Genomic DNA, 25,473 nt, shown 5'->3' with positions numbered 1-25,473 from the left:
TCTAAAGTGTTATTGTTGTAAAATTATCATTTTCCTGGGTTAACATTGTAGTGTTTCCCATATTAATATTCGCTACGCCATGGTTTAAAGCATCGAAACAGTTTTCTAATTTTGGCAGCATACCATCGGCAATAATACCTTGCTCTAATAATTCACCATATAACTTGGTGTCTATGTGTTTAATAACAGAATTCTTATCGTTGATATCTTTTAAAACGCCATTCAATTCAAAACAATAGTAAATAGATGTCTCGTATAATGCGCTCATGCCAATAGCTATTTGCGAGGTAATGGTATCGGCATTAGTGTTTAACAACTGTCCTTTACCATCGTGGGTAATGGCACAAAATACTGGAGTAAAATTAGCTTCAATTAATTTATTAACTGAATGATAAGCCACCGATTTTACATCCCCCACAAAACCGAAATCAACCTCTTTTACAGGGCGTTTATCTGAAGTAATACTGTTAGCATCTGCTCCTGTTAAACCAATAGCATCAACATTCAACGCTTGCAACTGGGCTACAATATTTTTATTCACTAATCCGCCATAAACCATGGTTATCACCTCTAATGTTTCTGCATCTGTAATACGACGCCCGTTAACCATTTGCGATTCTATACCCAGTTTTGAAGCGATATGCGTGGCGCGTTTTCCACCTCCATGCACTAAAATTTTCTTCCCTTCTAATCCTGAAAACAATTTTAAAAAATCAGCTAAAGCTGAAGCATCTTCAATAATATTTCCTCCTATTTTTACTATGGATAGTTTTTCTTTAGGCATTTTCTAATATTTTCTTTAAAACTAATTGCGCTGCATAGGTCCTGTTATTGGCCTGCTGAATCACAATGGAACTTTCGCTATCTAACACCGCATCTTCAACAATCACATTACGTCTTACCGGTAAACAATGCATAAATTTAGCATCACCAATTTTTTCCTTAGTAATCATCCAATTCGGGTCTGTATTAATTACTTTTCCGTAGTCTTCATAACTACTCCAGTTTTTCACATAAACAAAATCGGCATCTTTTAAGGCTTCTTCCTGATTATGAATTACAGGGGTATCGCCAACAATGTCAGGACTTAAATTATACCCCTCAGGATTGGTAATTACAAAATCGACATCCATTTTCTGCATGGCCTGAGTAAAACTATTCGCTACGGCATGAGGCAAAGCCTTAACATGAGGCGCCCAGCTTAACACCACTTTTGGTCTGTCTTTTTTCTTGTATTCTGAAATAGTAATAGCATCGGTTAATGCCTGTAGTGGATGCCCCGTTGCACTTTCCATATTAACTAAAGGTACAGAGGCATACTTTTTAAAAGCGTTTAGAACTTCTTCACTTTCATCTTTAGCCTTATCAGTTAATGTTGGGAACGCACGAACTGCAATGACATCGCAATATTGAGAAACCACCGCAGCAGCTTCCTTAATATGCTCGGCTGTATTACCGTTCATGACAGTACTATCTCCAAACTCAATACCCCAGGCATCTCCTGAAACATTCATTACAATAGGATTCATCCCTAAGTTTAAGGCTGCTTTTTGAGTACTTAACCGTGTTCGTAAACTTGAATTAAAGAATAATAACCCAAGGGTTTTATTGCGTCCTAAATCAAGATGTTTTAACGGATCTTTTTTTAACTCTTTAGCGTCCTCAATCCAGGAATTGATGTCATCTATATCATGTATGGAGGTGTAATGTTTCATGTTTCTTATTTTATTTGATTCTTGTAAACGGCACTTTATTTTCGAAGGCATTTAATATAAAATTGTCTTCCAGCCCGTTTACAATCCATGTTTCTATATTTGATTTTTTGGCTACGGCAGCAGCTTCTATTTTTGATTGCATTCCTCCGCTTCCGTGTGATGATTTTGAATTAACAACTTCACTCTGCAACGCTTCAAAATCTTCAACTAGTTCTATGGTTTTTGGCATGCCATTTTCCATAGATTCTTTCGTATAAATACCATTGGTATTGGTTGCAATAATGAACAAATCGGCTTCTAAAAGTGAAGCTGTTAAAGCTCCCAGTTTATCGTTATCGCCAAACTTAATTTCATCGGTAGCTACCGTATCATTTTCATTAATAATCGGAATATAATTATTAGTTACCAACACATTAATAGTATTAACAATGTTAGTTCTACTTTCTTCCTTTTCGAAATCGGAATACGACAATAAACACTGTGATGTTAACAATCCGTATTCTCTGAAAATCTCCTGATAGATTCTTATTAAGTGCGGCTGACCGATAGATGCCAAAGCCTGTTTTACAAAAACATCCTTTTGCTTACTTTCCAGTTTCACAAACTGTTTAGCCACGGCAATGGCTCCCGAACTTACAATAACAAATTCGCAGGTATCCTTCAACTCTGCTATCTGACTTGCTAAGTCTTCGATTTTTCCTCTGGAAATATTATCGGTTTCTTTAGTTAGCGTATTTGAACCAACCTTTAATAATATGCGTTTCTTTTTCTGCATGCCTATCTTATTTGTCCTTTACCGTGAACATACCATTTATTGGTTACCAAATGCTGTAAACCTATCGGACCACGTTGATGTAATTTATCGGTACTAATCGCTAATTCTCCTCCAAGTCCTAACTGACCACCATCGGTAAAACGCGTTGAAGCGTTGTGGTACACCGCTGCAGTATCTACATTTTCCATAAATACTTTCGCTTCATCCTCATTAGTTGTGATAATTGAAGAAGAATGCCCACCAGAATATTGGTTAATCATGGCAATAGCCTCCTGAGTTGACGCAATTTCAGCAATAGCGATTTTAAAATCCAAAAACTCCTGATACCAGATATCGTCAGATTCTATAGCTTCAACACCTTCATATTTCGCTATGTTTTCATCACCTAAAATCTGAACATCAAAATTCTTTAATTCTGAAATTAATGTATTTATAAAGCTTTTCTTATTCGGAAGATTAGCATCAATTAACACTTTATCAAGGGCATTACACGCTGAAATTTTAGCTGTTTTAGCATTGATAATCACTTTTAAAGCAATATCCAAATCGACTTCTTTATGCACATACACAAAGTTATTTCCACGTCCGCTAATAATTACCGGACAAGTCGCATGTTCCTTCACAAAAGCAATTAAACGCTCACCACCACGTGGCACAATTAAATCGACTTTTTGTGTTGGATTTTCTAAAAACGCCTGTGTTTCGGTTCTGTTGAATTGTAAATATTCTACCCATTCAGTCGACGCTCCATTTGCTTTTAAAGCCTCGTGCCATAATTCGACAATTTTTAAATTAGAACTAGTCGACTCCTTTCCGCCTTTCAATAGAATTTTATTCCCTGATTTAAAGGCGATTCCCGCTGCTTCAACGGTAACATCCGGACGCGATTCGTAAATAATCAGCACCGTTCCGAAGGATGCCGTTTTATTATACACCTGCATGCCATTATCATGTTTGAAACTAAAACGCTCAACACCAACGGGGTCTGCCTGAGATGCCAAATGCGTTACCGAAGCAATCATTTCATCTACTTTAGCATCGTTCACTTTTAAACGATCGTACATGGAAATGTCATCACCTTCGTAAGCTTCCAGATCTCCTTTGTTTATTTTTATGAGGGCTGCTCGATCTCTTTCAAGCAATTCCGCCATAGTTAATAATACAGCGTTTCTTGTTTCAATTGATAATAAGGTGTTCATTTTTTATATCCTTATGTGATTTCTCCTATCGGCGAAATGACAGGTTATTTTTTATACTTCAACCGCTTCCAGCTCCTTTTTTAAGGCCTTAAAAAACTGATCGATATGTTCTTTTTTAATGCTTAGTGGAGGTAAAATTCTCAACAGCTTTTTATTTGAAGCGCCTCCCGTAAAAATATGGTGATCGTAGATTAATTTCTTTCTTAAATCTCCAACTTCAAAATCGAATTCCAAACCAAGCATTAAGCCTCGTCCTTTTATATTTTTTATTTTGGGAATGGTTTTAGCAACAGCAACGAAATACTCGGACATCGCATTCACATTGTCGATTAATTGTTCTTCTTCAATGGTGCTTAAAACCGCCAAACCAGCTGCACATGCTAAATGATTACCACCAAAAGTGGTTCCTAACATACCATATTTTGCTTCAATATCCGGATGAATTAAAATCCCGCCAATAGGAAATCCGTTACCCATACCTTTAGCAATTGAAATCACTTCCGGAGTCACATTATAATGCTGAAACGCGAAGAATTTCCCGGAACGTCCGTAACCAGACTGTACCTCATCGGCAATAAAATAGGTGTTATTCGCTTTACAAAGCGCATCAACCTGCTCGTAAAATTCGGCAGTAGCCTGATCTAATCCTCCAACACCCTGAATAAATTCAACAATAACAGCACAAACATCTCCTTTTTCCAACTCGGTTTTTACACCTTCAATATCGTTTAACTCCAGAATGGTTACTTCCTGCTGCGCATTTATTGGTGCTATAATATTAGGATTATCGGTTGCTGCAACAGCCGCCGATGTACGTCCGTGGAATCCGTTTTTAAACGCCACCACACGCGACTTTCCTGTTTTAAAAGAGGCTAACTTTAAAGCATTTTCATTCGCTTCGGCACCTGAATTACACAAAAACAAATTGTAACCTTCACAACCAGAAAGCGCTTCTAACTTATCAGCCAATTCCACCTGAATCGGGTTTTGAATCGCGTTAGAATAAAATCCTAAAGCATTCACCTGACTGGTAATCGCAGCCACATAATTAGGATGCGCATGACCAATAGAAATTACGGCATGACCACCGTAAAGGTCTAAATATTCGGTATTGTTTTCGTCGTAAACGTGAATACCTTTCGCCGATACCGGCGTTACATTATATAATGGATAAACGTCAAATAATGGCATTTTTAATTCTTTTTAATTTGATTAATTTTTTCAAATGAAGCTACAATTCCCTGAATCAAAGCAGAGCTTAATCCATTGTGTTCCATAGCATTCAACCCTTCAATTGTACAACCACTTGGCGTGGTTACACGATCTATTTCCTGTTCCGGATGCTTACCGCTTTCTATTAATAAACTGGCAGCTCCGTAACAGGTTTGCACAGCCAATTCATGGGCTTCATGAGCTTCAAAACCTAGCTGAATAGCTCCTTGAGTCGTAGCACGAACCAAGCGCATCCAAAAGGCTATACCGCTGGCACAAATAACGGTTGCTGCCTGTATTAATTCTTCGGGAATCACCAATGTTGTCCCTGATTGATTAAAAATATCCTGTGCTAAACTCACTTTATCCTGAGCCTTATCGTTTGCCGAAATACACGTCATCGATTTACCAATAGAAATCGCTGTATTAGGCATGACACGCATGATATTTTTATCGCTTCCAATAATACTTTCAATCCTTGGAATTTCAACTCCGGCAGCCACAGAAATAACAATATGGTTTTGGGTAATCTTCCCTGAAACTTCTTCCAGAACCTTATCTATATGTTTGGGTTGTAAAGCGAAAATAACAATATCTGACTGCTCTACAGCCCACGAATTGTTGTTAGTCGTTTCAACGTTTTCAACGCCTTTAAACGTCTCTAAGCTACTCGCCTTTCGGCTACTTAAATACAATGAAAAGGTGTTGTTTTTAATAAGGCCGTTTGCAATCGAACTTCCTAAATTACCGATTCCTATTACTGCTATTTTCATGTGTTGGTTAGTTCTTTTTATTAGAAATAAGTCGCTTTCAAGTTCAACCCAGTGGTTTCTTCAAGTCCGAACATTAAATTCATATTCTGAACCGCTTGTCCGGAGGCACCTTTTAATAAATTATCTATAATACTCGTAATTAATAATTTTCCGTTGTGCTTATGCAAATGAATCAAACACTTATTAGTATTAACAACTTGCTTTAAATGTAATTCATCATCGGAAACAAACGTAAATTCAGCATCCTTATAAAATTCTGTATAAAGTGCTTTTGCATCTTCAACCGAACCTGAAAAATCGGTATAAAGCGTTGCGAAAATACCTCTTGAAAAATTTCCTCGGTTAGGCATAAACAGAATATCTGAATCGAATCCGTTCTGTAATTGTTTCACCGATTGATTAATCTCCCCTAAATGCTGATGCGTAAACGGTTTATAATACGAAAAGTTATTATCTCGCCACGTGTAGTGCGTCGTTGCCGAAAGCGATGTTCCTGCTCCTGTTGCTCCTGTTACCGCATTAATATGCACATCATTATTTAACAATCCTGCATTCGCCAATGGCAACAAACCTAATTGAATAGCTGTTGCAAAACATCCTGGATTTGCAATATAATTAGCTGTTTTAATAACTTCCCTTTGTAATTCAGGCAACCCGTAAACAAAGGTGTTTCCATTAAAAACTTTATCGGCTTCTAATCTGAAATCGTTTCCTAAATCGATAATTTTTGTGTTTTCTGAAAAGGTATTTTCCGATAAGAATTTAACCGAATTTCCATGTCCTAAACACAAAAACAACACATCAACATCCGGATTTACCGTATCGGTAAACTCCAAATCTAAAGATCCAACAAGATCCTGATGAATTTTACTTATTTTATTTCCTGCGTTAGATGTACTGTATACAAAGTTAAGTTCTGCCTGTGGATGATTGATTAATAATCTCACCAACTCGCCGGCAGTATACCCTGCACCACCAATAATTCCAACTTGAATATTTTTCATTTTTACTGTTTTTCAAACTCATCATTTAGATACTGAAACAACACTTCGACTCTGCTCAGTGTGACAATTCAGGATGACAAGCTTTAGTTCTGTTTTAGTTTGAATTTACCTGTTGATAAATTTTATTCTGGTTTCCGAAGATTTTAATAAATCCTTTAGCTTCATCTGCCGTCCAGCCTTTATTTTCTTCTCCATAGCTTCCAAACTTCGCACTCATTAAATCGTGCTCCGATACAATACCATCTAATGTAAAGTGGTAAGGTTTTAATGTTACAGTAACATCGCCACTCACTTTATCCTGGCTGCTTTGTAAAAAGGCTTCCATATCGCGCATTACAGGATCTAAATACAAACCTTCGTGTAAATGCATCCCGTAGAAACTTGCAATATATTCTTTGTGTTGTAACTGCCATTTAGTAAGCGTGTGCTTTTCTAATAAATGATGCGCTTTAATAGTAATTAATGCCGCAGCAGCTTCAAAACCAACACGACCTTTAATACCAACAATCGTATCCCCCACGTGGATATCTCTACCAATGGCATAAGCCGAAGCTAAATTGTTTAAGGTTTCAATATTGATTTCAGGATCGTTTTCAATTCCATTAACAGCTACCAACTCTCCTTTTTCAAAGGTTAATTTTACTTTTTCTTCCTCAGAATGTTTTAACTGAGACGGGTATGCTTCACTAGGTAATGGTTTTTCAGACGTTAAGGTTTCCGAACCTCCAACGCTAGTTCCCCAAAGTCCTTTGTTAATCGAATATTTCGCCTTTTCCCAAGACATATCGATACCATTGGCTTTTAAATAATCGATTTCTTCCTGTCTCGTTAATTTTTTATCTCTAATTGGTGTGATAATTTCAATATCTGGCGCCAAGGTTTGGAAAATCATATCGAAACGCACCTGATCGTTACCTGCACCTGTACTACCGTGAGCAATATACTCGGCATCAATACTTTTCGCGTATTCAATAATTTCAATAGCCTGAATAATACGTTCCGCACTTACAGATAACGGATACGTATTGTTTTTTAATACGTTTCCAAAAACTAAGTACCTTACTACTTTTTGATAAAATGTTGCTACCGCATCTATATTCTTATAGGTTGTTACACCCATTTTATAGGCATTTGCTTCAATTCTATCAATCTCGGCTTTGGTAAATCCACCGGTGTTTACACTTACAGCATGCACTTCAAATTCTTTTGATAAGCTTACTGCACAATACGAAGTATCTAACCCGCCACTATAGGCAATTACTAATTTTTTCATCTGCTATATTACTTTTGGTCTTTTTTTTTTAAAAACATAGTTTCCTTGATATGTTTTAATCTATTGAAAACCTTGTCTTTTACTTTTTTCTGTTTTTCTAATTTTGCTTTAGGGTCGTAAAGCATTCCTGTACACAAACACATTTTTCTATTTGTTCGTGTTAATACGTCGTAGTTTCTACAGGTCTGGCAACCATCCCAAAATGTCTGGTCATCTGTTAACTCAGAAAACGGAACAGGTTTATAACCGAGATCACTGTTCATCTTCATAACCGCTAAACCTGTTGTGATACTAAACACTTTAGCATCAGGAAATTTTGTTCTTGAATGCTTAAAGATTTTATGTTTTATCTTTTTAGCCAAGCCAACATTCCTGTAATCAGGGTGAACTATAAGTCCTGAGTTTGCCACGAACTTACCGTGACCCCAAAGTTCTATATAACAAAAACCAGCAAATTTGTCGCCTTCCAGGGCAATAACAGCATTACCATTTTCCAGTTTTTTCGTAATATACTCAGGAGAACGTCTTGCTATACCAGTTCCTCTAACAGCGGCTGATTCTGCAATAGTTTCGCAGATAATTTCTGCGTATTTAACATGTGATTTATTGGCAATTAATACCTCGATGTTTTTCATAAACCAATCTAGGTTAGAAATAAATAATGATTTAAATTTTGTTGCTTGTTATTTTGAATCCTAATAAAGTTAATATTTTTTGACCTAAGCATATAACACACCTATAAGGCGTATTTAAAATTAGTCAAAAAACAAATGGATTCTTTTCTTTTGGAAAAGCAGGGCACACCTGCTTCAATATAAACATTAGACCCTCAAGGGGCGGCGAAAACGACGTGTAAGAATAAAGGTATTGGATAATATGCTCAAGAACTGAACATTAAACTCTGTAAAAATATAATATGTCGTTTTCATAATAGTAACTCTAAATCGTCGGCCTAGGCCCCTTTCGTTAACTAGATGAAACAAAATTACATAAAATATTTAAACTACATCAAAACACACCAAAAAAAATCATTATTTATTTTTACAAAATATAATCGGTACTAATAAAATTAGACGCCTTAGTATCAAGCAGTTCTTTTAAAATAGCGTTATTATAAGAATTATCTTTAGACGCGACAAAAGTTCTAATTGAAAAAGAACGCAATGCATCATGTACACTCAAGGTGCCAACCGCCGAATCTTTACGTCCGGTAAATGGATAAACATCTGGACCACGCTGACAGGAACTGTTCAAGTTAACGCGACATACTAAATTCACAAGGGTATCAATTAATGGCGCCAGCGTTTGAACATTCTGTCCGAAGATACTAACCTGCTGCCCATAATTAGAATCTGCAATATCATCCATAGGCTCTTCTATATCCTTAAACGGAACAATAGGAATCACCGGTCCAAACTGCTCTTCCTGAAATACTCTCATGGTTTTATTAACAGGAAACAACACCGCAGGAAAAATATAATTCTCAACCGTTCTACCTCCCTTTTCGTTTAAAATGGAAGCTCCTTTTTCTAAAGCATCATCTATTAAGCCCTGTATATAATCAGGCTTATCGGGCTCCGGCAAAGGGGTTAACTTAGCTCCCTTATCCCATGGGTTGCCAAACTGAAGTGCATCTACACGTTCTGAGAAACGTTTATTAAATTCCTCCAGAATGGATTCATGCACATACAACACCTTTAAAGCCGTACAGCGTTGTCCGTTAAAAGACAACGTTCCTGCAATACACTCATCTATCGTTAAATCTAAATCGGCATTAGGTAATACTATCGCTGGGTTTTTAGCTTCTAACCCCAGTACCAACCTTAGTCTGTTTTGTCTGGGATGACTATCCTGAAGTGCATTTGCCGACTTACTATTTCCTATTAAAGCTAAAACATCTACCCGTCCTGTCTCCATTATTGGAGTAGCCACAACGCGACCTCTACCATAAATAATATTTACCACACCATCTGGAAAACTATTCTGGAAAGCTTCCAGTAAAGGTGTCATTAATAAAACACCATGTTTAGCCGGTTTAAAAATAACGGTATTCCCCATTATTATTGCTGGAATTAATAAAGCAAACGTTTCATTTAAAGGGTAGTTATATGGCCCCAGACAAAGCACTACGCCTAAAGGACCACGTCTGATATGAGCATATACACCATCGTGTTTTTCAAACTTGGCATTATCGCGATCTAACTGCTTATACTCCTCAATAGTATCGTAAATATAATCTACTGTCCTATCGAATTCCTTTTCCGAATCCGGTAAATTTTTACCAATTTCCCACATTAACAACTTTACAATTTCTTCACGCTTGGTTTTCATTTGTACTACAAATTTCTCCATACATGCAATACGATCTATCACTTTCATAGTAGGCCATTCGCCCTGGCCTTTATCGTATGCACTACATGCGGCTTCCAAAGCCTCCAAAGCTTCCTTTTTTCCCAGTTGCGGAATATGACCTAACAAAGTAGGCGCATACACCTCGGTAGAAGAAATTGTAGAGTAAACCTCAGCCATATCTCCCGACCAGGATTTCAATTCTCCTCCAACAAGGTATGTCTTCTGTTGTATTGTTTCTGTAATTTGATATTGTTCCGGAATGTCAAGGACAGATGTATTCATAATAAAAATAGTTATCTCTATTGATTTTTTAACGAATCCTAAAGATAACTATTTCTATATTAAATTTTAACCCACAAGGGTTAAGATTACACTAAAAACTGAAACAAATCGGGTTTATCATTTATATAATCTCCGAAGAAATTTTTAAGTTTCATTTTTGTCATTAAAGGCTCTAAATCAGCAGCCGATTTCAATTCAATCCCTACAACAGCAGATCCATTTTCTCTGTTGGTTTTCTTGGTATATTGAAAATAGGTAATATCGTCATTAGGCCCGAGAATTTCGGCTACAAACTCTTTTAAAGCTCCAGCACGTTGCGGAAACTTCACTATAAAGTAATGTTTTAAGTTTGAATACAATAAGGCGCGTTCTTTAATTTCTGCTGTTCTTGTAATATCGTTATTGCTTCCACTAATTACACACACCACATTCTTACCCTTAATCTTATCGGCATAAAAATCGAGTGCTGCCACACTAAGCGCTCCCGCAGGTTCAACCACAATAGCATCCTTATTATAAAGTTCCAATATAGTTTCACAAATTTTACCTTCAGGAACAGTAATCATGTCATCTAAATTCGTCTGACAAATGGAAAATGTCCGATCTCCAACTTTCTTAACAGCAGCACCGTCAACAAAATTTTCTATTGATTTTAAAGCTGTGTTATGACCGTTCCTGATTGAAGTTGACATAGATGGCGCCCCCTGAGGTTCAACTCCTATAATCTTAGTATTTGGTGAAATTTGCTTGAAAACAGTAGACAAACCAGAAGCCAGCCCACCACCACCTACAGGAACAAATACATAATCCAGTGGACAATCGGTCTGACTTAAAATCTCCAGTCCTATTGTAGCCTGCCCCTCTATGACTTCCTTATCATTAAAAGGATGAATAAAAGTTTTATTAAGACGCTCGCACTCTAACATTGCCGCATGATAAGCATCATCGTAAGTATCGCCAACCAATACAATATTAGTATACTCTTCTCCAAACATTTTAACCTGCTCTATTTTCTGATTAGGTGTTGGGGAAGGCATAAAAATAGTACCCTTAATTTTTAATAATTTACAAGATAAAGCAACGCCCTGCGCATGATTTCCCGCACTGGCACAAACAATACCATTTTCCAGCTGGTTTGGATTTAAAGACGAAATTCGATTATACGCCCCTCGAATTTTATACGACCTTACCAATTGCAAATCTTCGCGCTTAAATAACACCTTGGCATCGAAACGCTTAGAATACTGCATATTTACCATTAAAGGTGTTAAAACAGCGACCGACTTTAGTCGTTCGGCCGCTGCTTGTACTGCTTTTAAACTTGGATAATATGTCTTATTTTCTGTATGCATATAAAATTTAAGCTAACACAGAAGCTTCTTCTTCTACCTCTGTTTTTATTGTTTTCATTGCAGTCATTGCGGTTCTTAAAGTCTTACCTACCGCTTCGATTGGATGATTTCTAATTGCATCATTTACTGCAATTAATTCAATATTATCTACAGCATTAGACGTAGCAAAAGGCTTGCCTATTACATTAGTTTTAACCCTTTTCATAAAGTCTGCTAACAATGGTTTTGCAGCATGGTCGAATAAATAACAACCGTACTCTGCTGTATCAGAAATTACACGATTCATCTCGTACAACTTCTTTCTTGCAATAGTATTTGCTATTAATGGTAATTCGTGAAGCGACTCATAATAAGCAGACTCTTCTATAATCCCTGCACTTACCATAGTTTCGAAGGCCAGTTCTACTCCCGACTTTACAAGCGCAATCATTAATACTCCATTATCGAAATATTCTTGTTCAGAGATTTTTTCGCTTGTTAACTTTGTTTTTTCAAATGCGGTTTCAGCTGTAGCAGCTCTCCATGTTAACAAGTTTACGTCGTCGTTAGCCCAGTCTTCCATCATGGTTTTAGAAAAATGCCCTGAAATAATATCATCCATATGCTTTTCAAACAACGGACGCATGATATCTTTTAATTCTTCAGACAATTTATAAGCCTCAATCTTAGCAGGATTAGACAAGCGATCCATCATATTTGTAATTCCACCGTGCTTCAAAGCTTCCGTTACTGTTTCCCAGCCATACTGAATTAATTTAGCAGCGTAACCAGGCTCAACACCTTCTTCCACCATTTTGTCAAAACATAAAATAGATCCTGTTTGCAACACCCCACATAAAATGGTTTGCTCTCCCATTAAATCACTTTTTACCTCAGCCACAAAAGACGACTCTAACACTCCAGCTCTGTCACCTCCTGTTGCCACTGCATAAGCTTTAGCCTGTGCTAAACCTTTTCCTTCCGGATCATTTTCCGGGTGCACCGCTATTAATGTTGGAACTCCAAAGCCACGCTTGTATTCTTCGCGCACTTCCGTTCCCGGACATTTAGGAGCCACCATAATAACAGTTAAATCTTCACGCACCTGAGTACCTTCCTCTACAATATTAAAACCGTGAGAATATGATAATGTTGCTCCTTTTTTCATTAAAGGCATAACGGTGTTCACCACATTAGTATGCTGCTTATCGGGTGTTAAATTTAATACCACATCTGCAGTAGGAATTAATTCTTCGTAAGTTCCTACATTAAAATTATTTTCTGAAGCATTCACATAAGACGCGCGTTTTTCTTCAATTGCAGCTGCCCGTAAAGCATAAGAAATATCTAATCCTGAATCTCTCATGTTTAAACCTTGATTTAATCCTTGCGCGCCACATCCTACAATGACGATTTTCTTACCTTTTAAAGCACTTACACCATCCTCGAATTCTGAAGATGACATAAAGCGACATTTAGATAATTGCTCTAATTGTTTTCTTAATGATAGGGTGTTAAAATAATTTGCCATTTTTTTTAAATTAATTAAATGCTGCCAGCATTTGTGATATTTTCATTTCTTCTTTAGTTACTGCTATACGTCCTGAACGTACAAATTGCATAATGCCATAGACACTAAAATCACGATACAACTGATCGATTTCATGTCTGCGTCCTGATTTTTCCAGAACAAAAAACTCTTTATTTACCGTTACAATTTGCGTATTACTATCTTTTATAATATTCTGAATTTCGCGCTCATCAAACAATAAACTGGTCTTTAATTTAAACATACAAGACTCCTGATAAATGGTCTCTTCATCAGTGTGATAGTAAGCTTTTATGACCTCAACCTGCTTTTCTATCTGACCAATAATTTTTTTCATACGCTCTTCGGTCAAATTCACAACGATTGTAAATCTGGACACCCCTTCTATTTCTGAAATAGAAGTATTTAAGCTTTCGATATTAATGTGTCTACGCTGAAAAATTGCTGAAATTCTATTTAAAAGCCCGATATTATTCTCTGTATAAATAGAGATGGTATATGTATTTAAAGTATCTTCCATAATTAACTTAATCTAACATCTGAAACTGAAGCTCCTGTAGGAATCATTGGAAAAACATTATCTTCTTTTTCCACACAAACCTCAAGGAAATAAGCACCTTCGCAAGCCATCATTTCGGCTACAGCATCGGCCAGTTCTTCACGTTTGGTTACACGTTTTGCTTCTAAATGATACCCTTTGGCAATCGCTACAAAATCCGGATTTGTCATTTCGGTTGAAGCATAGCGTTTATCGAAAAACAACTGCTGCCATTGACGTACCATACCTAAAAACTCGTTATTTAGTACAACTATTTTTACCGGAACTCGTTGCTGAAAAATGGTTCCCAGCTCCTGAATATTCATTTGAAAACCACCATCGCCTATAATAGCTACCACATCGCGTTGCGGTGCCGCCATTTTAGCTCCGATAGCCGCCGGAAGAGCAAAACCCATGGTTCCTAAACCTCCAGAAGTTATATTACTTTTTGACTTATTAAATTTAGCATAACGACAGGCAATCATTTGATGCTGCCCTACATCTGAAACTATAGCGGCATCGCCTTTAGTCTGTTCGTTAATCTGATTTAAAACCTCTCCCATTGTCAACCCTTCTTTAGTAGGATGAAGATCATTTTTAATCACTTTTTCAAACTCTACAGCATACAAATCTTTAAATTGCTGATGCCATGTTTCATGGGAGTTTTCCTTTAATAAAGGAATTAACTCTGTTAAACTGCTCTTAGCATCACCAAGAACTGCTATATCTGTTTTAACATTCTTATCAATTTCCGCCGGGTCAATTTCAAAATGAATGACTTTAGCTTGTTTTGCATAGGTTGCAAGATTTCCTGTAACCCTGTCATCAAAACGCATCCCGATAGCAATTAACACATCACACTCATTAGTTAAAAGGTTAGGCGCATAATTTCCATGCATTCCCACCATTCCAACATTTAGCGGATGGCTCGTTGGCAACGCCGAAGCTCCCAAAATGGTCCAGGCCGACGGAATTCCGGATTTTTCGATCACCGTCTTTAATTCAGCTTCTGCCTGTCCTAAGATTACACCTTGTCCCCAAACAATTAAAGGCTTTTTAGCTGCATTGATAACATCTGCTGCTTTTTTCACAGCTTCTGAATCTGTTGCAGGAACAGGTTTATAACTACGTACAGAATTACATTTTTCGTATTTAAAATCGAATTCTGCAAACTGAGCATCTTTTGTAACATCAATTAGCACAGGTCCCGGACGACCACTTCTGGCAATATAGAATGCCTTGGCAATAGTAGCCGGAATATCTTCAGCCTTTGTAATTTGAACATTCCACTTAGTTACCGGAGTGGAAATCCCTACGATATCAGTTTCCTGAAATGCATCACTCCCCAATAAATGAGAAGCCACCTGCCCTGTAATACACACCAAAGGTGTAGAATCAATCTGAGCATCTGCAATACCGGTTATTAAATTGGTTGCTCCTGGTCCAGAAGTTGCCATAGCAACCCCTACTTTACCAGAAATACGCGCATAACCCTGAGCAGCATGCGCAGCCCCTTGTTCATGACGCGTTAAAACATGGTGTATTTTATCCTGATATTTATAAAGCTCGTCATAAACCGGCATAATAGCTCCTCCTGGATAACCATAAAGCACCTCAACACCTTCTGCTAACAAACATTTTATTATGGCCTCGCTACCCGAAATACGCACGGTTTCCTCCGTAGCTTTTTTAGATTGTTTTATTGTTTCTGTATTCATAAATCTTAACATATTTTAATTAAGATTCCTGCTGCTGCAGGAACTAGAACTCATCAGTCACACACCCTTTAGATGCCGACGACACCGTTCTTGCATATTTGTATAATACTCCTCTTTCGAATTTTAATTTTGGAGCAACCCATTTAGCGCGTCGTTCTGCCAGTGCTTCATCTGAAATTTCGATATTTATAGTATTATTTACTGCATCTATAGAAATTATATCTCCGTTTTCAACTAAAGCGATATTGCCACCATCCTGCGCTTCGGGTGCCACATGTCCCACTACGAAACCGTGAGAACCTCCGGAAAAACGGCCGTCTGTGATCAATGCTACATCTTTACCTAATCCCGCTCCCATAATAGAAGACGTTGGTTTTAGCATTTCCGGCATTCCGGGACCTCCTTTCGGGCCTTCGTAGCGGATGATGACGACGTCTCCTTTTTTTACTTTTCCTGTTTTTATACCTTCATTTACCGCAGCTTCGCCATCAAAAACATTAGCAGGTCCGGTAAACGACAATCCTTCTTTTCCTGTAATTTTTGCTACCGCACCTTCAGTTGCCAGATTCCCAAAAAGAATACGTATATGACCTGTATCTTTAACTGGTTTATCCAGAGTCTTAATTATTTCCTGCCCTTCTACTAAATTAGGCACATCTTTTAGATTTTCTGCCAGAGTATTTCCGGTAACTGTTAAACACTCACCATGCAACATACCGTTATCTAACATATATTTTAACACACCAGGAATTCCTCCTACAGCATGCAAATCTTCCATAGCGTATTTTCCACTAGGCTTTAAATCTGCAAGTAAAGGCGTTGTATCGCTAATACGCTTAAAATCTTCTAAAGTGAATTCTAACTGCGCAGCTTTAGCAATCGCTAAAAAGTGAAGTACAGCATTTGTAGAACCTCCCAGAACAGTTACTAATCTAAACGCGTTTTCTAAAGATTTCTTAGTAACAATGTCTGAAGGTTTAATATCGCGTTCTAATAATAATCGTAAAGCTTCACCTGCTTTTACAGATTCTTCTTCCTTTAAATTCCCTGAACTCACGGCTGGATTAGACGAATTAAAAGGCAAAGACATCCCTAAAGCTTCAATTGCTGAGGCCATGGTATTTGCTGTATACATACCACCACAAGCTCCTGCTCCAGGACAGGCTTTATGTACAACCTCTTTAAACTCGGATTCATCTATAGTACCGGCTACCTTTTGTCCATAAGCTTCAAAAGCAGAAATGATATCCAGTTTTTTTCCGTTATGACATCCAGAAGCTATTGTGCCGCCATACACCAATATAGAAGGTCTGTTTAAACGTAACATCGCCATTAAGGCACCAGGCATATTTTTATCGCAACCTACTACAGTTATTAAACCATCGTAACTCATGGCTTCTACAACAGTTTCCATAGAATCCGCAATAATATCACGAGAAGGTAACGAGAAACGCATTCCAGGCGTTCCGTTAGATATACCATCACTCACTCCAATGGTATTATATATTAAACCAACAAGTCCAGCATTCTGAGTTCCTTTTTTAACATGTAATGCCAGTTCGTTAAGATGCATATTACATGGATTCCCCTCATAACCCGTACTTGCAATTCCCACTAAAGGTTTTTGTAAATCTTCATCAGTCAACCCTATAGCGTGCAACATGGCCTGAGCGGCAGGTAATGTTGGATCCTGTGTTACAACCTTACTATACTTATTTAAATTTTTCATAAATTTTTAAAAGCTTTTGCTTTAATCTCTTTTATAATAAGAGCACTAAAGTAATTTTTTATCGTTTTTTAACAGATTTATTCAATTCCTGAAAGACTAAACTCATTTTCAAATCCACAAACACAAACAACTGATTAACAGTATTTTAAATCAATTCACATATGACGTTCAATACCTTCTTTTTTTAATATTTTTTCTTTTTATTCCTAATCTTTTTTGAAACGACTTAACTACTCATCAGATTTTAACAATATACTGATATTTACTACAAATCGATTCTCAAATAAAAACCCACAAAAAAAAGCCTTCCAAAAAGGAAGGCTTAAAATTTTATAATTAGTAAATACGCTTCCTTTACCCCCGAGATTTAATCTCAACGATAATAACAGAAATAATATTTACAATAATGTTTTTCATTTGTATGTCAAATATCCTAATTCTTTATTTAACGACCTAACGAATTCGCATTAAATTAACCTAAAATTTAAACTCTTGGCAAATCAATTCCCGACTTTAAAGGCAAATGAGATTCGCCCATCAGGTATTTATCCACATGATGCGCAGCCTGTCTTCCTTCTGAAATCGCCCATACAATTAAAGATTGACCACGACGCATATCACCAGCCACAAAGATTCCAGGAATATTAGACATATAATTATTAGTATCGGCCTTAATATTTGTTCTAAAATCTGTTTCCAGCCCAAATTGCTCTACCAAGGTGGTTTCCGCTCCGGTAAATCCAAGCGCCAATAATGCCAAGTCGCAATCCCAGGTTTTCTCTGTTCCAGCAAGTTCTTTCAATTGTGGACGCTCTCCCGGTTTAAAAATCCACTCAACTTCTATTGTCGTCAAACCTTTTAAATTTCCGTCTTTATCTCCTAAAAACTCTTTCGTAGAAATACTAAAAAAGCGCTCTACTCCTTCTTTATGCGAAGAACTCGTTCTCAAGCGCATTGGCCAATATGGCCAAGGCTGATGTGCAGGTCTTCCCGTCGTTGGCTTGTCTAAAATTTCAAAATTAGTCACCGATTTCGCTCCATGTCTGTTAGAAGTTCCAATACAGTCAGAACCAGTATCTCCACCTCCAATTACGATTACGTTTTTATCCGTTGCCAGAATTTCTTCTCCCAAGTCTTTTTGCCCGCTTACACGCTTGTTATTCTGTTTAAGAAAATCCATCGCCTGAACCACACCTTTTAAATCTGCACCGGGAATTGGCATTCCTCTTCTTACTGTAGCACCTCCACAAAGGACAACAGCATCAAATTCAGCTTTAATTTTTTCAGCATCAATATTCACACCAACATGAGCATTGGTTTTAAACTTAACACCTTCTTCTTTTAAAACCTCAATTCGCCTGTCTATAATCTCCTTCTCTAACTTAAAATCCGGAATACCATAGCGCAATAAGCCACCAACCTTGTCATCTCTTTCAAATAAAGTCACCAGGTGTCCTGCTCTGTTTAACTGCTGTGCCGCAGCTAAACCTGAAGGCCCTCCACCGATAACCGCGACAGTCTTTCCTGTACGTTGTTTAGGAGGATGCGCTTGTATCCAACCTTCTTTAAAGGCAGTTTCCACGATATTTTTTTCAATATTCTCTATCGTTACCGGATCTTCATTTATACCTAACACACAAGCTTCCTCGCAAGGTGCCGGACAAAGACGCCCTGTAAACTCTGGAAAATTATTTGTTGAATGCAAAATTGCCGCAGCCTCTTTCCATTTTCCTTTATACACTTTATCATTGAAATCCGGAATTAAATTCCCAAGAGGACACCCACTATGGCAAAACGGAATTCCGCAATCCATACAACGCGACCCCTGATTTTTAATTTCAGACTCAGACAACGGGATAGTAAATTCATTATAATTTTTTACACGCTGCTCCACTGGTTCGTAAGCCTCTACTTCTCTTTTATACTCTAAAAATCCTGTTATTTTTCCCATGACAATTATTGTGTTACAAGGTTTTCCTGTTCTAATTTAATTAAAGCCTGCCTATATTCCTCTGGTAAAACCTTGATAAACTGAGGCAGATACACATCCCATTGTTCTAATATTCGTTGTGCCAACGGACTTAAAGTAGCATTGTAATGATTCTCGATTAACTGTTTTAACTCATGCACATCTTCTTCAAGAACTACCGGATCTAAGTTTAAAGCTTCGGCATTACAATTTTTTCGGAAAGTTTGCTTCGCATCAAGCACGTAAGCTATTCCGCCACTCATTCCTGCTCCAAAGTTTCGACCAACTTCACCCAATATTACAGCAACACCACCGGTCATATACTCACAACCGTGATCTCCTATACCTTCAACTACAGCTTTAGCTCCTGAATTTCTAACACAAAAACGTTCTCCCGCTTTACCATTAATATAAACTTCACCCGAAGTAGCCCCATACAATGTAACATTTCCTGTTATTACATTCTCTTCCGGAACTATAGTTGCTGTCTCTGGCACCTTAATTACCAACTTTGCACCAGACAAGCCTTTTCCTAAATAATCGTTTGTATTTCCGTTCACCTTCATGGTTAAACCACGCGTAGCAAAAGCACCAAAACTCTGACCTGCCGATCCTGTAAAATTAAGATTCAATGTATTTTCCGGTAAGCCCTGAGCGCCATAAATTTTAGAAATCTCATTACTTAATACCGCACCCACAGCACGATCTATATTTGTTATTTTAAAATCCAGATACGTTTTCTCTTTTCGGAATAAAGCCGGATGCGCTCTGTTTATAATTTCAAAATCTAAATGACTTTCTAAATTATGATCCTGAGTATCCGTATTATAAAACTTAACATCAGGTGAATCCACCGGAACCTGATGTAAAATCGGTGTTAAATCAATTCCGGAAGCCTTATAATGCTCGATAGCCTTATTTCTATTCAATTTCTGCACCTGACCAACCATTTCATTAATTGTTCTAAACCCAAGTTTAGCCATAATTTCACGTAACTCCTGAGCCACGAAATACATATAATTTACCACATGCTCTGGCTTGCCCTCAAATTTCTTACGCAATTCAGGATTCTGAGTTGCAATACCAACAGGACAAGTATTTAAATGACATACACGCATCATGATACAACCTGAAGCCACTAATGGCGCCGTTGCAAAACCAAACTCCTCTGCACCTAACAAACATGCGATAGCCACATCTCTTCCGGTTTTCAACTGACCGTCACACTCCAGAACTATACGATTTCTTAAATCGTTCATAACTAAAGTCTGTTGCGCTTCAGCAATTCCTAACTCCCAAGGTAATCCTGCATGTTTTAATGAAGTTAACGGTGAAGCACCTGTACCTCCATCATAACCTGAAATTAAAACCACATCAGCCTTAGCTTTTGCTACACCGGCAGCCACAGTACCAACACCAACTTCCGACACCAATTTTACATTAATTCTCGCTTCTCTGTTAGCCGATTTTAAATCGTAAATTAATTGCGATAAATCTTCAATAGAATAAATATCATGATGTGGTGGTGGCGAAATTAACCCCACATAAGGCGTCGAATTTCTTGTTTTTGCAATCGAAGGATTCACTTTTGGTCCAGGCAACTGCCCTCCTTCTCCAGGCTTAGCACCCTGAGCCATTTTAATCTGAATTTCCTGTGCACTGGTCAAGTAATTTGAGGTCACTCCAAATCGTCCAGAAGCCACCTGCTTTATAGCACTATTTTTCCAATCGCCATCGGCATCTTTATAAAAGCGCTCCTGATCTTCCCCTCCTTCTCCAGAGTTACTTTTACCTCCGATACGGTTCATTGCAATCGCTAGGTTTTCATGAGCCTCTTTACTAATAGACCCGTACGACATTGCTCCCGTCTTAAAACGCTTAACAATTTCCGTCCAAGGCTCTACTTCATCAATCGAAATCGGATCGTAATTCGTAAACTCAAATAAACCTCTGATTGTCATTAAAGCTTTTGACTGATTATTCACCAGTTCTGCATACTCTTTATAGGTCGTTTTATTGTTAGAACGTACAGACTCCTGAAGCTTTGCGATAGTTAACGGGTTAAACAAATGCTTTTCACCATCACGTCTCCAGCGATACTGTCCGCCAATTTCTAAATCTAAATTCGCATCAATTTCCTGCTCCTGATAAGCACGTTCATGACGTTTTGAAATTTCACTTTCAATCTCATTCAGTCCAATTCCCTGAATACGCGTTGGTGTATTTGGGAAATATTTCTCTACTACTTTAGAATTTATCCCGATACACTCAAACAGTTGAGAACCTCTGTATGAATTTAAGGTGGAAATACCAATCTTATTCATAACCTTCAGGATTCCTTTACCAACTGCTTTATTATAATTTTTAACAGCCTCTTCAAAATCAACTCCTGTTACATCGTTAGCCAACAATTGCTGCTCGATAATTTCATTAACCATATACGGATTAATCGCACTGGCTCCATAACCGAATAACAAAGCAAAATGGTGCACTTCCCGAGGCTCTGCAGACTCTATTATAATACTGATTTTAGAACGCTTGTTTTGTTTATACAAGCCGTGATTCATATAAGAACACGCCAGCAACGCTGGTATTGGCGCTTTATCTTTAGACACATTTCTATCGGAAAGTATAAGAATATTTGTCCCTGAATCTATAGCTTTAGAAGCTATATCTACAATTTCTTCAAGTCGTTTTTCTAATCCGTTAACCCCCTTAACCACATCATACAACATAGAAATTGAAGTTACCTGATAATCCGGACTTTTATCGTGATGCTTAATTTTATCTAAATCCTGCTTCGAAATTACAGGATTCTGAATTTTAAGTTTACGACAGTGCTCCTCGCTAATTTTAAAAATATTCGTATCCGAACCTAAAGTCAAACTAATATCTGTAATCAATTCCTCCCGTATTCCATCAAGTGGCGGGTTAGTTACCTGAGCAAACAACTGCTTGAAATAGTTATAAATTAACTGCGGACGCTCAGACAGAATAGCAATTGGAGTATCACTACCCATAGAACCAATAGGCTCTTTTCCCCCTTGAGCCATTGGCTGTATAATAGTATTTACATCTTCCTGGGTATACCCAAAAACGTTTTGTCTAACTACTAAATCTTCTTCTTCATGTACAATTGGCTCACTTCCGTAAGGAATATCTCTCAGGTGAATTAAATTTTTATCCAACCATTCTCTATACGGATGCTTCGCTGCAATTTGCTCCTTAATTTCTTCGTCATTAACAATGCGACCTTCATCCATATTTACAAGGAACATTTTTCCCGGCTCCAAACGCCCGTGGAACTTCACATTTTTAGGATCAATTTCCACCACACCGGTTTCAGAAGACATGATTACGAAATCATCTTTAGTAACAGTATATCGGGAAGGTCTTAAACCATTTCTATCTAATACAGCTCCAATATAACTACCATCTGTAAACGGAATAGACGCCGGCCCATCCCAAGGCTCCATTAAACAAGAATTGAATTCGTAAAATGCTTTTTTAGCATCAGACATCTCAGTATTCTTCTCCCAGGCCTCAGGCACAAGCATCATCATAACTTCAGGAAGCGATCTACCTGTCATCAACAACAACTCTACCACCATATCCATAGAAGCAGAATCCGATTTTCCTTTTAAGATCGTCGGGATTACACGTTTAATATCATCTCCAAACCATTCGCTCTCCATAATCTCTTCTCGCGAGAACATTCTGGACACATTACCCCTTAATGTATTAATCTCTCCGTTATGACACATATATCTGAAAGGCTGAGCCAGATCCCAGGTTGGGAATGTATTGGTAGAAAACCTTTGGTGAACCAGTGCCAATTTAGCATCCAAAGCCGGATTTAATAAATCCTGGTAATACACATTTATATCTTCAGGCATCAAAAGCCCTTTATATATAATCGTTTTTGTTGAAAAACTTGGGAAATAGAAAAATGAAGATTCCGATAACTTTGAATTATAAACAGTGTGTTCTGCAATTTTTCGAGCCGAGAACAACTTCAGATTAAACTCAAAATCTGTTTGCTCTTCGTCCCCTTTTCCTACAAACACTTGTTTTATATGCGGCTCACTCACCGCTGCAATCTGACCGATACATGAATTATTAATTGGTACATTACGCCACCCTAATAATTTTAAACCCTGCTCTTTCACGCAAGCCTCGAACGTTTTTATACAATAGTCCTGCTGATTTTTCTTTTTCGGCAAGAACATATTACTCACTGCGTACTGGCCACGTTCCGGCAATTCAAAATCACAATATTTCACAAAGAAATCATGCGGTATATCTATTAAAATTCCGGCTCCATCACCTGTTTTTCCATCAGAACTTACCGCACCGCGATGTTCCAATTTCACCAAAATCTCCAAAGCTTTATGAATAATTTCATTCGACCTGCTTCCAGTCAAACTACATATAAATCCTGCCCCACAATTGTCGTGTTCAAATTCTGGCAAATACAGCCCCTGTTTCTTCAACATAATCATTAAATTTTAGTTATTTTTTGCAATTAGCATTTACTAAGATAGGAGTATAGATTCTACTGTAATAATTGCCCCGAAATTTTTACGACTTTTTAGGTTAACTCTACATTTTATTTGTTTTTTAAAATTTTTAAGCAACTTAAATTACGAATTCACTACCAACTTCAACCCTATAAAATACAAAAAATTTAAATCCAACCGAAAGACTTTAAATATTTATCATCTTTTCAAGGAATTAAACTCAACAATCCTAACATTTTTAACAAATTTCTTTGAATTTTCTTTCAAAAGAATCCAAAATATCACTTTCAAATTACCACACCCATATTTTTTATGGGGTAAAACTGTGTAAATAATAAAAATAAACCCACTACCCCTATTTTTTTAGGGGTATTTTAACTTTTTCTTTAGATTTATCCCATCAATAACTAATCAACCTTATCAATATGAAAAAATTATTACCATTTGCATTCTTTTTGGCAACACTTGGACTTTTCGCACAAGACACTATTGTCGAAAAAGTTGAAATTATCGATTTAAAGAAATTCAACTTCAGCGGAAGTGTTGATGCCTACTTCAGAGCAAACTTTAATGGTTCAAACAAAGGCTCCTCTAAAGGCGAATTTGCCGCTCCAGGATCATCTTTTGCAGACCTACCTGGATTTGCCTTAGGTATGGCCAATGTTGTCGCTTCTTACGAAGGAGAAAAAGCCGGTTTTGTAGCAGACCTTGTTTTTGGCCCAAGAGGTACCGATGCTATTTTCGCTTCTCCAATGTATTCTATGACAGGGAACATCGTTAACCAATTATATGCCTATTGGAATGTCACCGATAATTTCACTTTAACGTTTGGTAACTTTAACACCTTCTTAGGCTATGAGGTTATCTCTCCTACAGCTAATTTCAACTACAGCACATCATACCTATTCTCTTATGGTCCATTTAGCCATACCGGGATTAAAGCTGATTTTTCAATTACAGACGACTTAAGCTTAATGCTTGCTGTAATGAACCCTACAGACTTAACAGAATTTAATCCTAACGGAAAATATGCTTATGGCGCCCAGTTAGGATTTAAAGGACAATACTTAAACTTCTTAAGCAGCGAAGGCACTTACGAAATTGACTTTACAGGAGGTTTCGACCTAACCGATAGCTTCTTTTTTGGAATAAATGGAGCCTACTTCGATGGAGATGGTTCTGGATTCTGGGGTGTTGCCCTATATCCACAAGTAGCTTTAAGCGAAACCTTCTCTTTAGGCTTCAGAGGGGAGTACTTTAAAGAAGACAACGACTTTGGAGCAATAAACACAGGAGTTGAGGACTCCAATGTATTTGCCGCCACTTTAACAGGTAGCTTCGCTATAAACAACTTAACCATAAAACCAGAACTTAGATTAGACAGCGCTTCTGATGATTCATACTACTTCGTAGACAATGATTTATCTCCACAAAAAAGCTTAAGCTCTTTTGTACTTGCTGCCATTTACGCATTCTAAACCAATACATTAATTTAATAAACGTGCGACATCTTTATTTTTCACTCGCACGATAA

Annotated in this window: 18 protein-coding genes; 1 reads left to right on the top strand and 17 read right to left on the bottom strand. The window is 37.4% G+C overall.

The annotated features are described in order from the left end of the window. Position 1: 1 nt before the first annotated feature. The 17 genes from argB to gltB form a co-directional block, all read right to left on the bottom strand. The gene (argB, locus tag I3217_RS07110; protein ID WP_435049055.1) at positions 2 to 784 is read right to left on the bottom strand and encodes an acetylglutamate kinase; all 783 of its coding nucleotides are present in this window, start codon (positions 782 to 784) and stop codon (positions 2 to 4) included. Further along, positions 777 to 1,715: an acetylornithine carbamoyltransferase gene (locus I3217_RS07105; RefSeq protein ID WP_435049054.1), complete on the bottom strand. Its 939-nt coding sequence runs from the start codon at positions 1,713 to 1,715 to the stop codon at positions 777 to 779. The genes argB and I3217_RS07105 overlap by 8 nt, the downstream gene beginning before the upstream one ends. Positions 1,716 to 1,725: 10 nt before the next feature. Further along, positions 1,726 to 2,490, bottom strand: coding sequence for a glutamate 5-kinase (proB, locus tag I3217_RS07100; protein WP_435049053.1), 765 nt, complete (start codon positions 2,488 to 2,490; stop codon positions 1,726 to 1,728). Between the two features lie 2 nt (positions 2,491 to 2,492). Beyond that, the gene (locus I3217_RS07095; protein WP_435049052.1) at positions 2,493 to 3,689 is read right to left on the bottom strand and encodes a glutamate-5-semialdehyde dehydrogenase; all 1,197 of its coding nucleotides are present in this window, start codon (positions 3,687 to 3,689) and stop codon (positions 2,493 to 2,495) included. 51 nt (positions 3,690 to 3,740) lie between these two features. Continuing rightward, positions 3,741 to 4,880 (bottom strand): aspartate aminotransferase family protein, encoded by a 1,140-nt coding sequence (locus I3217_RS07090; protein WP_435049051.1) that lies wholly within the window; start codon positions 4,878 to 4,880, stop codon positions 3,741 to 3,743. A 2-nt stretch (positions 4,881 to 4,882) separates the two neighbouring features. Next, on the bottom strand, positions 4,883 to 5,674 hold the full coding sequence (gene proC, locus I3217_RS07085) for a pyrroline-5-carboxylate reductase (protein WP_435049050.1): 792 nt from the start codon (positions 5,672 to 5,674) through the stop codon (positions 4,883 to 4,885). A 20-nt stretch (positions 5,675 to 5,694) separates the two neighbouring features. Next, the gene (argC, locus tag I3217_RS07080) at positions 5,695 to 6,678 is read right to left on the bottom strand and encodes an N-acetyl-gamma-glutamyl-phosphate reductase (RefSeq protein ID WP_435049049.1); all 984 of its coding nucleotides are present in this window, start codon (positions 6,676 to 6,678) and stop codon (positions 5,695 to 5,697) included. 94 nt (positions 6,679 to 6,772) lie between these two features. Then, positions 6,773 to 7,951, bottom strand: a complete 1,179-nt coding sequence (locus I3217_RS07075; protein ID WP_435049048.1) for an argininosuccinate synthase — start codon at positions 7,949 to 7,951, stop codon at positions 6,773 to 6,775. Between the two features lie 8 nt (positions 7,952 to 7,959). Then, the gene (locus I3217_RS07070) at positions 7,960 to 8,577 is read right to left on the bottom strand and encodes a GNAT family N-acetyltransferase (RefSeq protein ID WP_435049142.1); all 618 of its coding nucleotides are present in this window, start codon (positions 8,575 to 8,577) and stop codon (positions 7,960 to 7,962) included. Positions 8,578 to 8,992: 415 nt separating this feature from the next. After that, a complete protein-coding gene (locus I3217_RS07065) occupies positions 8,993 to 10,585 on the bottom strand; it encodes an NADP-dependent glyceraldehyde-3-phosphate dehydrogenase (RefSeq protein WP_435049047.1) in 1,593 nt (530 codons plus the stop codon). Between the two features lie 86 nt (positions 10,586 to 10,671). Continuing rightward, positions 10,672 to 11,937, bottom strand: coding sequence for a threonine ammonia-lyase IlvA (gene ilvA, locus I3217_RS07060; RefSeq protein WP_435049046.1), 1,266 nt, complete (start codon positions 11,935 to 11,937; stop codon positions 10,672 to 10,674). Positions 11,938 to 11,944: 7 nt separating this feature from the next. After that, positions 11,945 to 13,447 carry a ketol-acid reductoisomerase gene (gene ilvC, locus I3217_RS07055; protein ID WP_435049045.1) on the bottom strand — a complete coding sequence of 501 codons (1,503 nt, stop codon included), beginning with the start codon at positions 13,445 to 13,447 and terminating at the stop codon, positions 11,945 to 11,947. Positions 13,448 to 13,457: 10 nt separating this feature from the next. Next, positions 13,458 to 13,985, bottom strand: a complete 528-nt coding sequence (gene ilvN / locus I3217_RS07050) for an acetolactate synthase small subunit (protein ID WP_435049044.1) — start codon at positions 13,983 to 13,985, stop codon at positions 13,458 to 13,460. 2 nt (positions 13,986 to 13,987) lie between these two features. Next, complete coding sequence (ilvB, locus tag I3217_RS07045) at positions 13,988 to 15,721, bottom strand: biosynthetic-type acetolactate synthase large subunit (protein WP_435049043.1); 1,734 nt, start codon at positions 15,719 to 15,721, stop codon at positions 13,988 to 13,990. 43 nt (positions 15,722 to 15,764) lie between these two features. Next, complete coding sequence (gene ilvD, locus I3217_RS07040; protein WP_435049042.1) at positions 15,765 to 17,450, bottom strand: dihydroxy-acid dehydratase; 1,686 nt, start codon at positions 17,448 to 17,450, stop codon at positions 15,765 to 15,767. A 484-nt stretch (positions 17,451 to 17,934) separates the two neighbouring features. Next, a complete protein-coding gene (locus I3217_RS07035) occupies positions 17,935 to 19,401 on the bottom strand; it encodes a glutamate synthase subunit beta (protein WP_435049041.1) in 1,467 nt (488 codons plus the stop codon). A 5-nt stretch (positions 19,402 to 19,406) separates the two neighbouring features. Beyond that, positions 19,407 to 23,915: a glutamate synthase large subunit gene (gene gltB, locus I3217_RS07030; RefSeq protein WP_435049040.1), complete on the bottom strand. Its 4,509-nt coding sequence runs from the start codon at positions 23,913 to 23,915 to the stop codon at positions 19,407 to 19,409. Between the two features lie 449 nt (positions 23,916 to 24,364). On the opposite strand from gltB, the gene I3217_RS07025 reads away from it, so the two are divergent. Continuing rightward, positions 24,365 to 25,417, top strand: coding sequence for an outer membrane beta-barrel protein (locus tag I3217_RS07025; RefSeq protein WP_435049039.1), 1,053 nt, complete (start codon positions 24,365 to 24,367; stop codon positions 25,415 to 25,417). Positions 25,418 to 25,473: the final 56 nt, after the last annotated feature.

Source organism: Formosa sp. S-31, assembly GCF_051172795.1.
Taxonomy (GTDB): domain Bacteria; phylum Bacteroidota; class Bacteroidia; order Flavobacteriales; family Flavobacteriaceae; genus Formosa.
Note: the sequence above shows the minus strand (reverse complement) of the source record. Positions and strands in the feature narration are given on the sequence as shown.

Excerpts from the sequence above, each read along its gene's own strand:
- gltB (WP_435049040.1), bottom strand. The coding sequence starts at position 23,915 with ATGTTGAAGAAACAGGGGCTGTATTTGCCAGAATTTGAACACGACAAT.
- proC (WP_435049050.1), bottom strand. The coding sequence starts at position 5,674 with ATGAAAATAGCAGTAATAGGAATCGGTAATTTAGGAAGTTCGATTGCA.
- I3217_RS07075 (WP_435049048.1), bottom strand. The coding sequence starts at position 7,951 with ATGAAAAAATTAGTAATTGCCTATAGTGGCGGGTTAGATACTTCGTAT.
- I3217_RS07025 (WP_435049039.1), top strand. The coding sequence starts at position 24,365 with ATGAAAAAATTATTACCATTTGCATTCTTTTTGGCAACACTTGGACTT.
- ilvB (WP_435049043.1), bottom strand. The coding sequence starts at position 15,721 with ATGAATACAGAAACAATAAAACAATCTAAAAAAGCTACGGAGGAAACC.
- I3217_RS07065 (WP_435049047.1), bottom strand. The coding sequence starts at position 10,585 with ATGAATACATCTGTCCTTGACATTCCGGAACAATATCAAATTACAGAA.
- I3217_RS07035 (WP_435049041.1), bottom strand. The coding sequence starts at position 19,401 with ATGGGAAAAATAACAGGATTTTTAGAGTATAAAAGAGAAGTAGAGGCT.
- I3217_RS07090 (WP_435049051.1), bottom strand. The coding sequence starts at position 4,880 with ATGCCATTATTTGACGTTTATCCATTATATAATGTAACGCCGGTATCG.
- ilvA (WP_435049046.1), bottom strand. The coding sequence starts at position 11,937 with ATGCATACAGAAAATAAGACATATTATCCAAGTTTAAAAGCAGTACAA.
- argB (WP_435049055.1), bottom strand. The coding sequence starts at position 784 with ATGCCTAAAGAAAAACTATCCATAGTAAAAATAGGAGGAAATATTATT.
- ilvC (WP_435049045.1), bottom strand. The coding sequence starts at position 13,447 with ATGGCAAATTATTTTAACACCCTATCATTAAGAAAACAATTAGAGCAA.
- proB (WP_435049053.1), bottom strand. The coding sequence starts at position 2,490 with ATGCAGAAAAAGAAACGCATATTATTAAAGGTTGGTTCAAATACGCTA.
- I3217_RS07105 (WP_435049054.1), bottom strand. The coding sequence starts at position 1,715 with ATGAAACATTACACCTCCATACATGATATAGATGACATCAATTCCTGG.
- argC (WP_435049049.1), bottom strand. The coding sequence starts at position 6,678 with ATGAAAAATATTCAAGTTGGAATTATTGGTGGTGCAGGGTATACTGCC.
- ilvN (WP_435049044.1), bottom strand. The coding sequence starts at position 13,985 with ATGGAAGATACTTTAAATACATATACCATCTCTATTTATACAGAGAAT.
- I3217_RS07095 (WP_435049052.1), bottom strand. The coding sequence starts at position 3,689 with ATGAACACCTTATTATCAATTGAAACAAGAAACGCTGTATTATTAACT.
- ilvD (WP_435049042.1), bottom strand. The coding sequence starts at position 17,450 with ATGAAAAATTTAAATAAGTATAGTAAGGTTGTAACACAGGATCCAACA.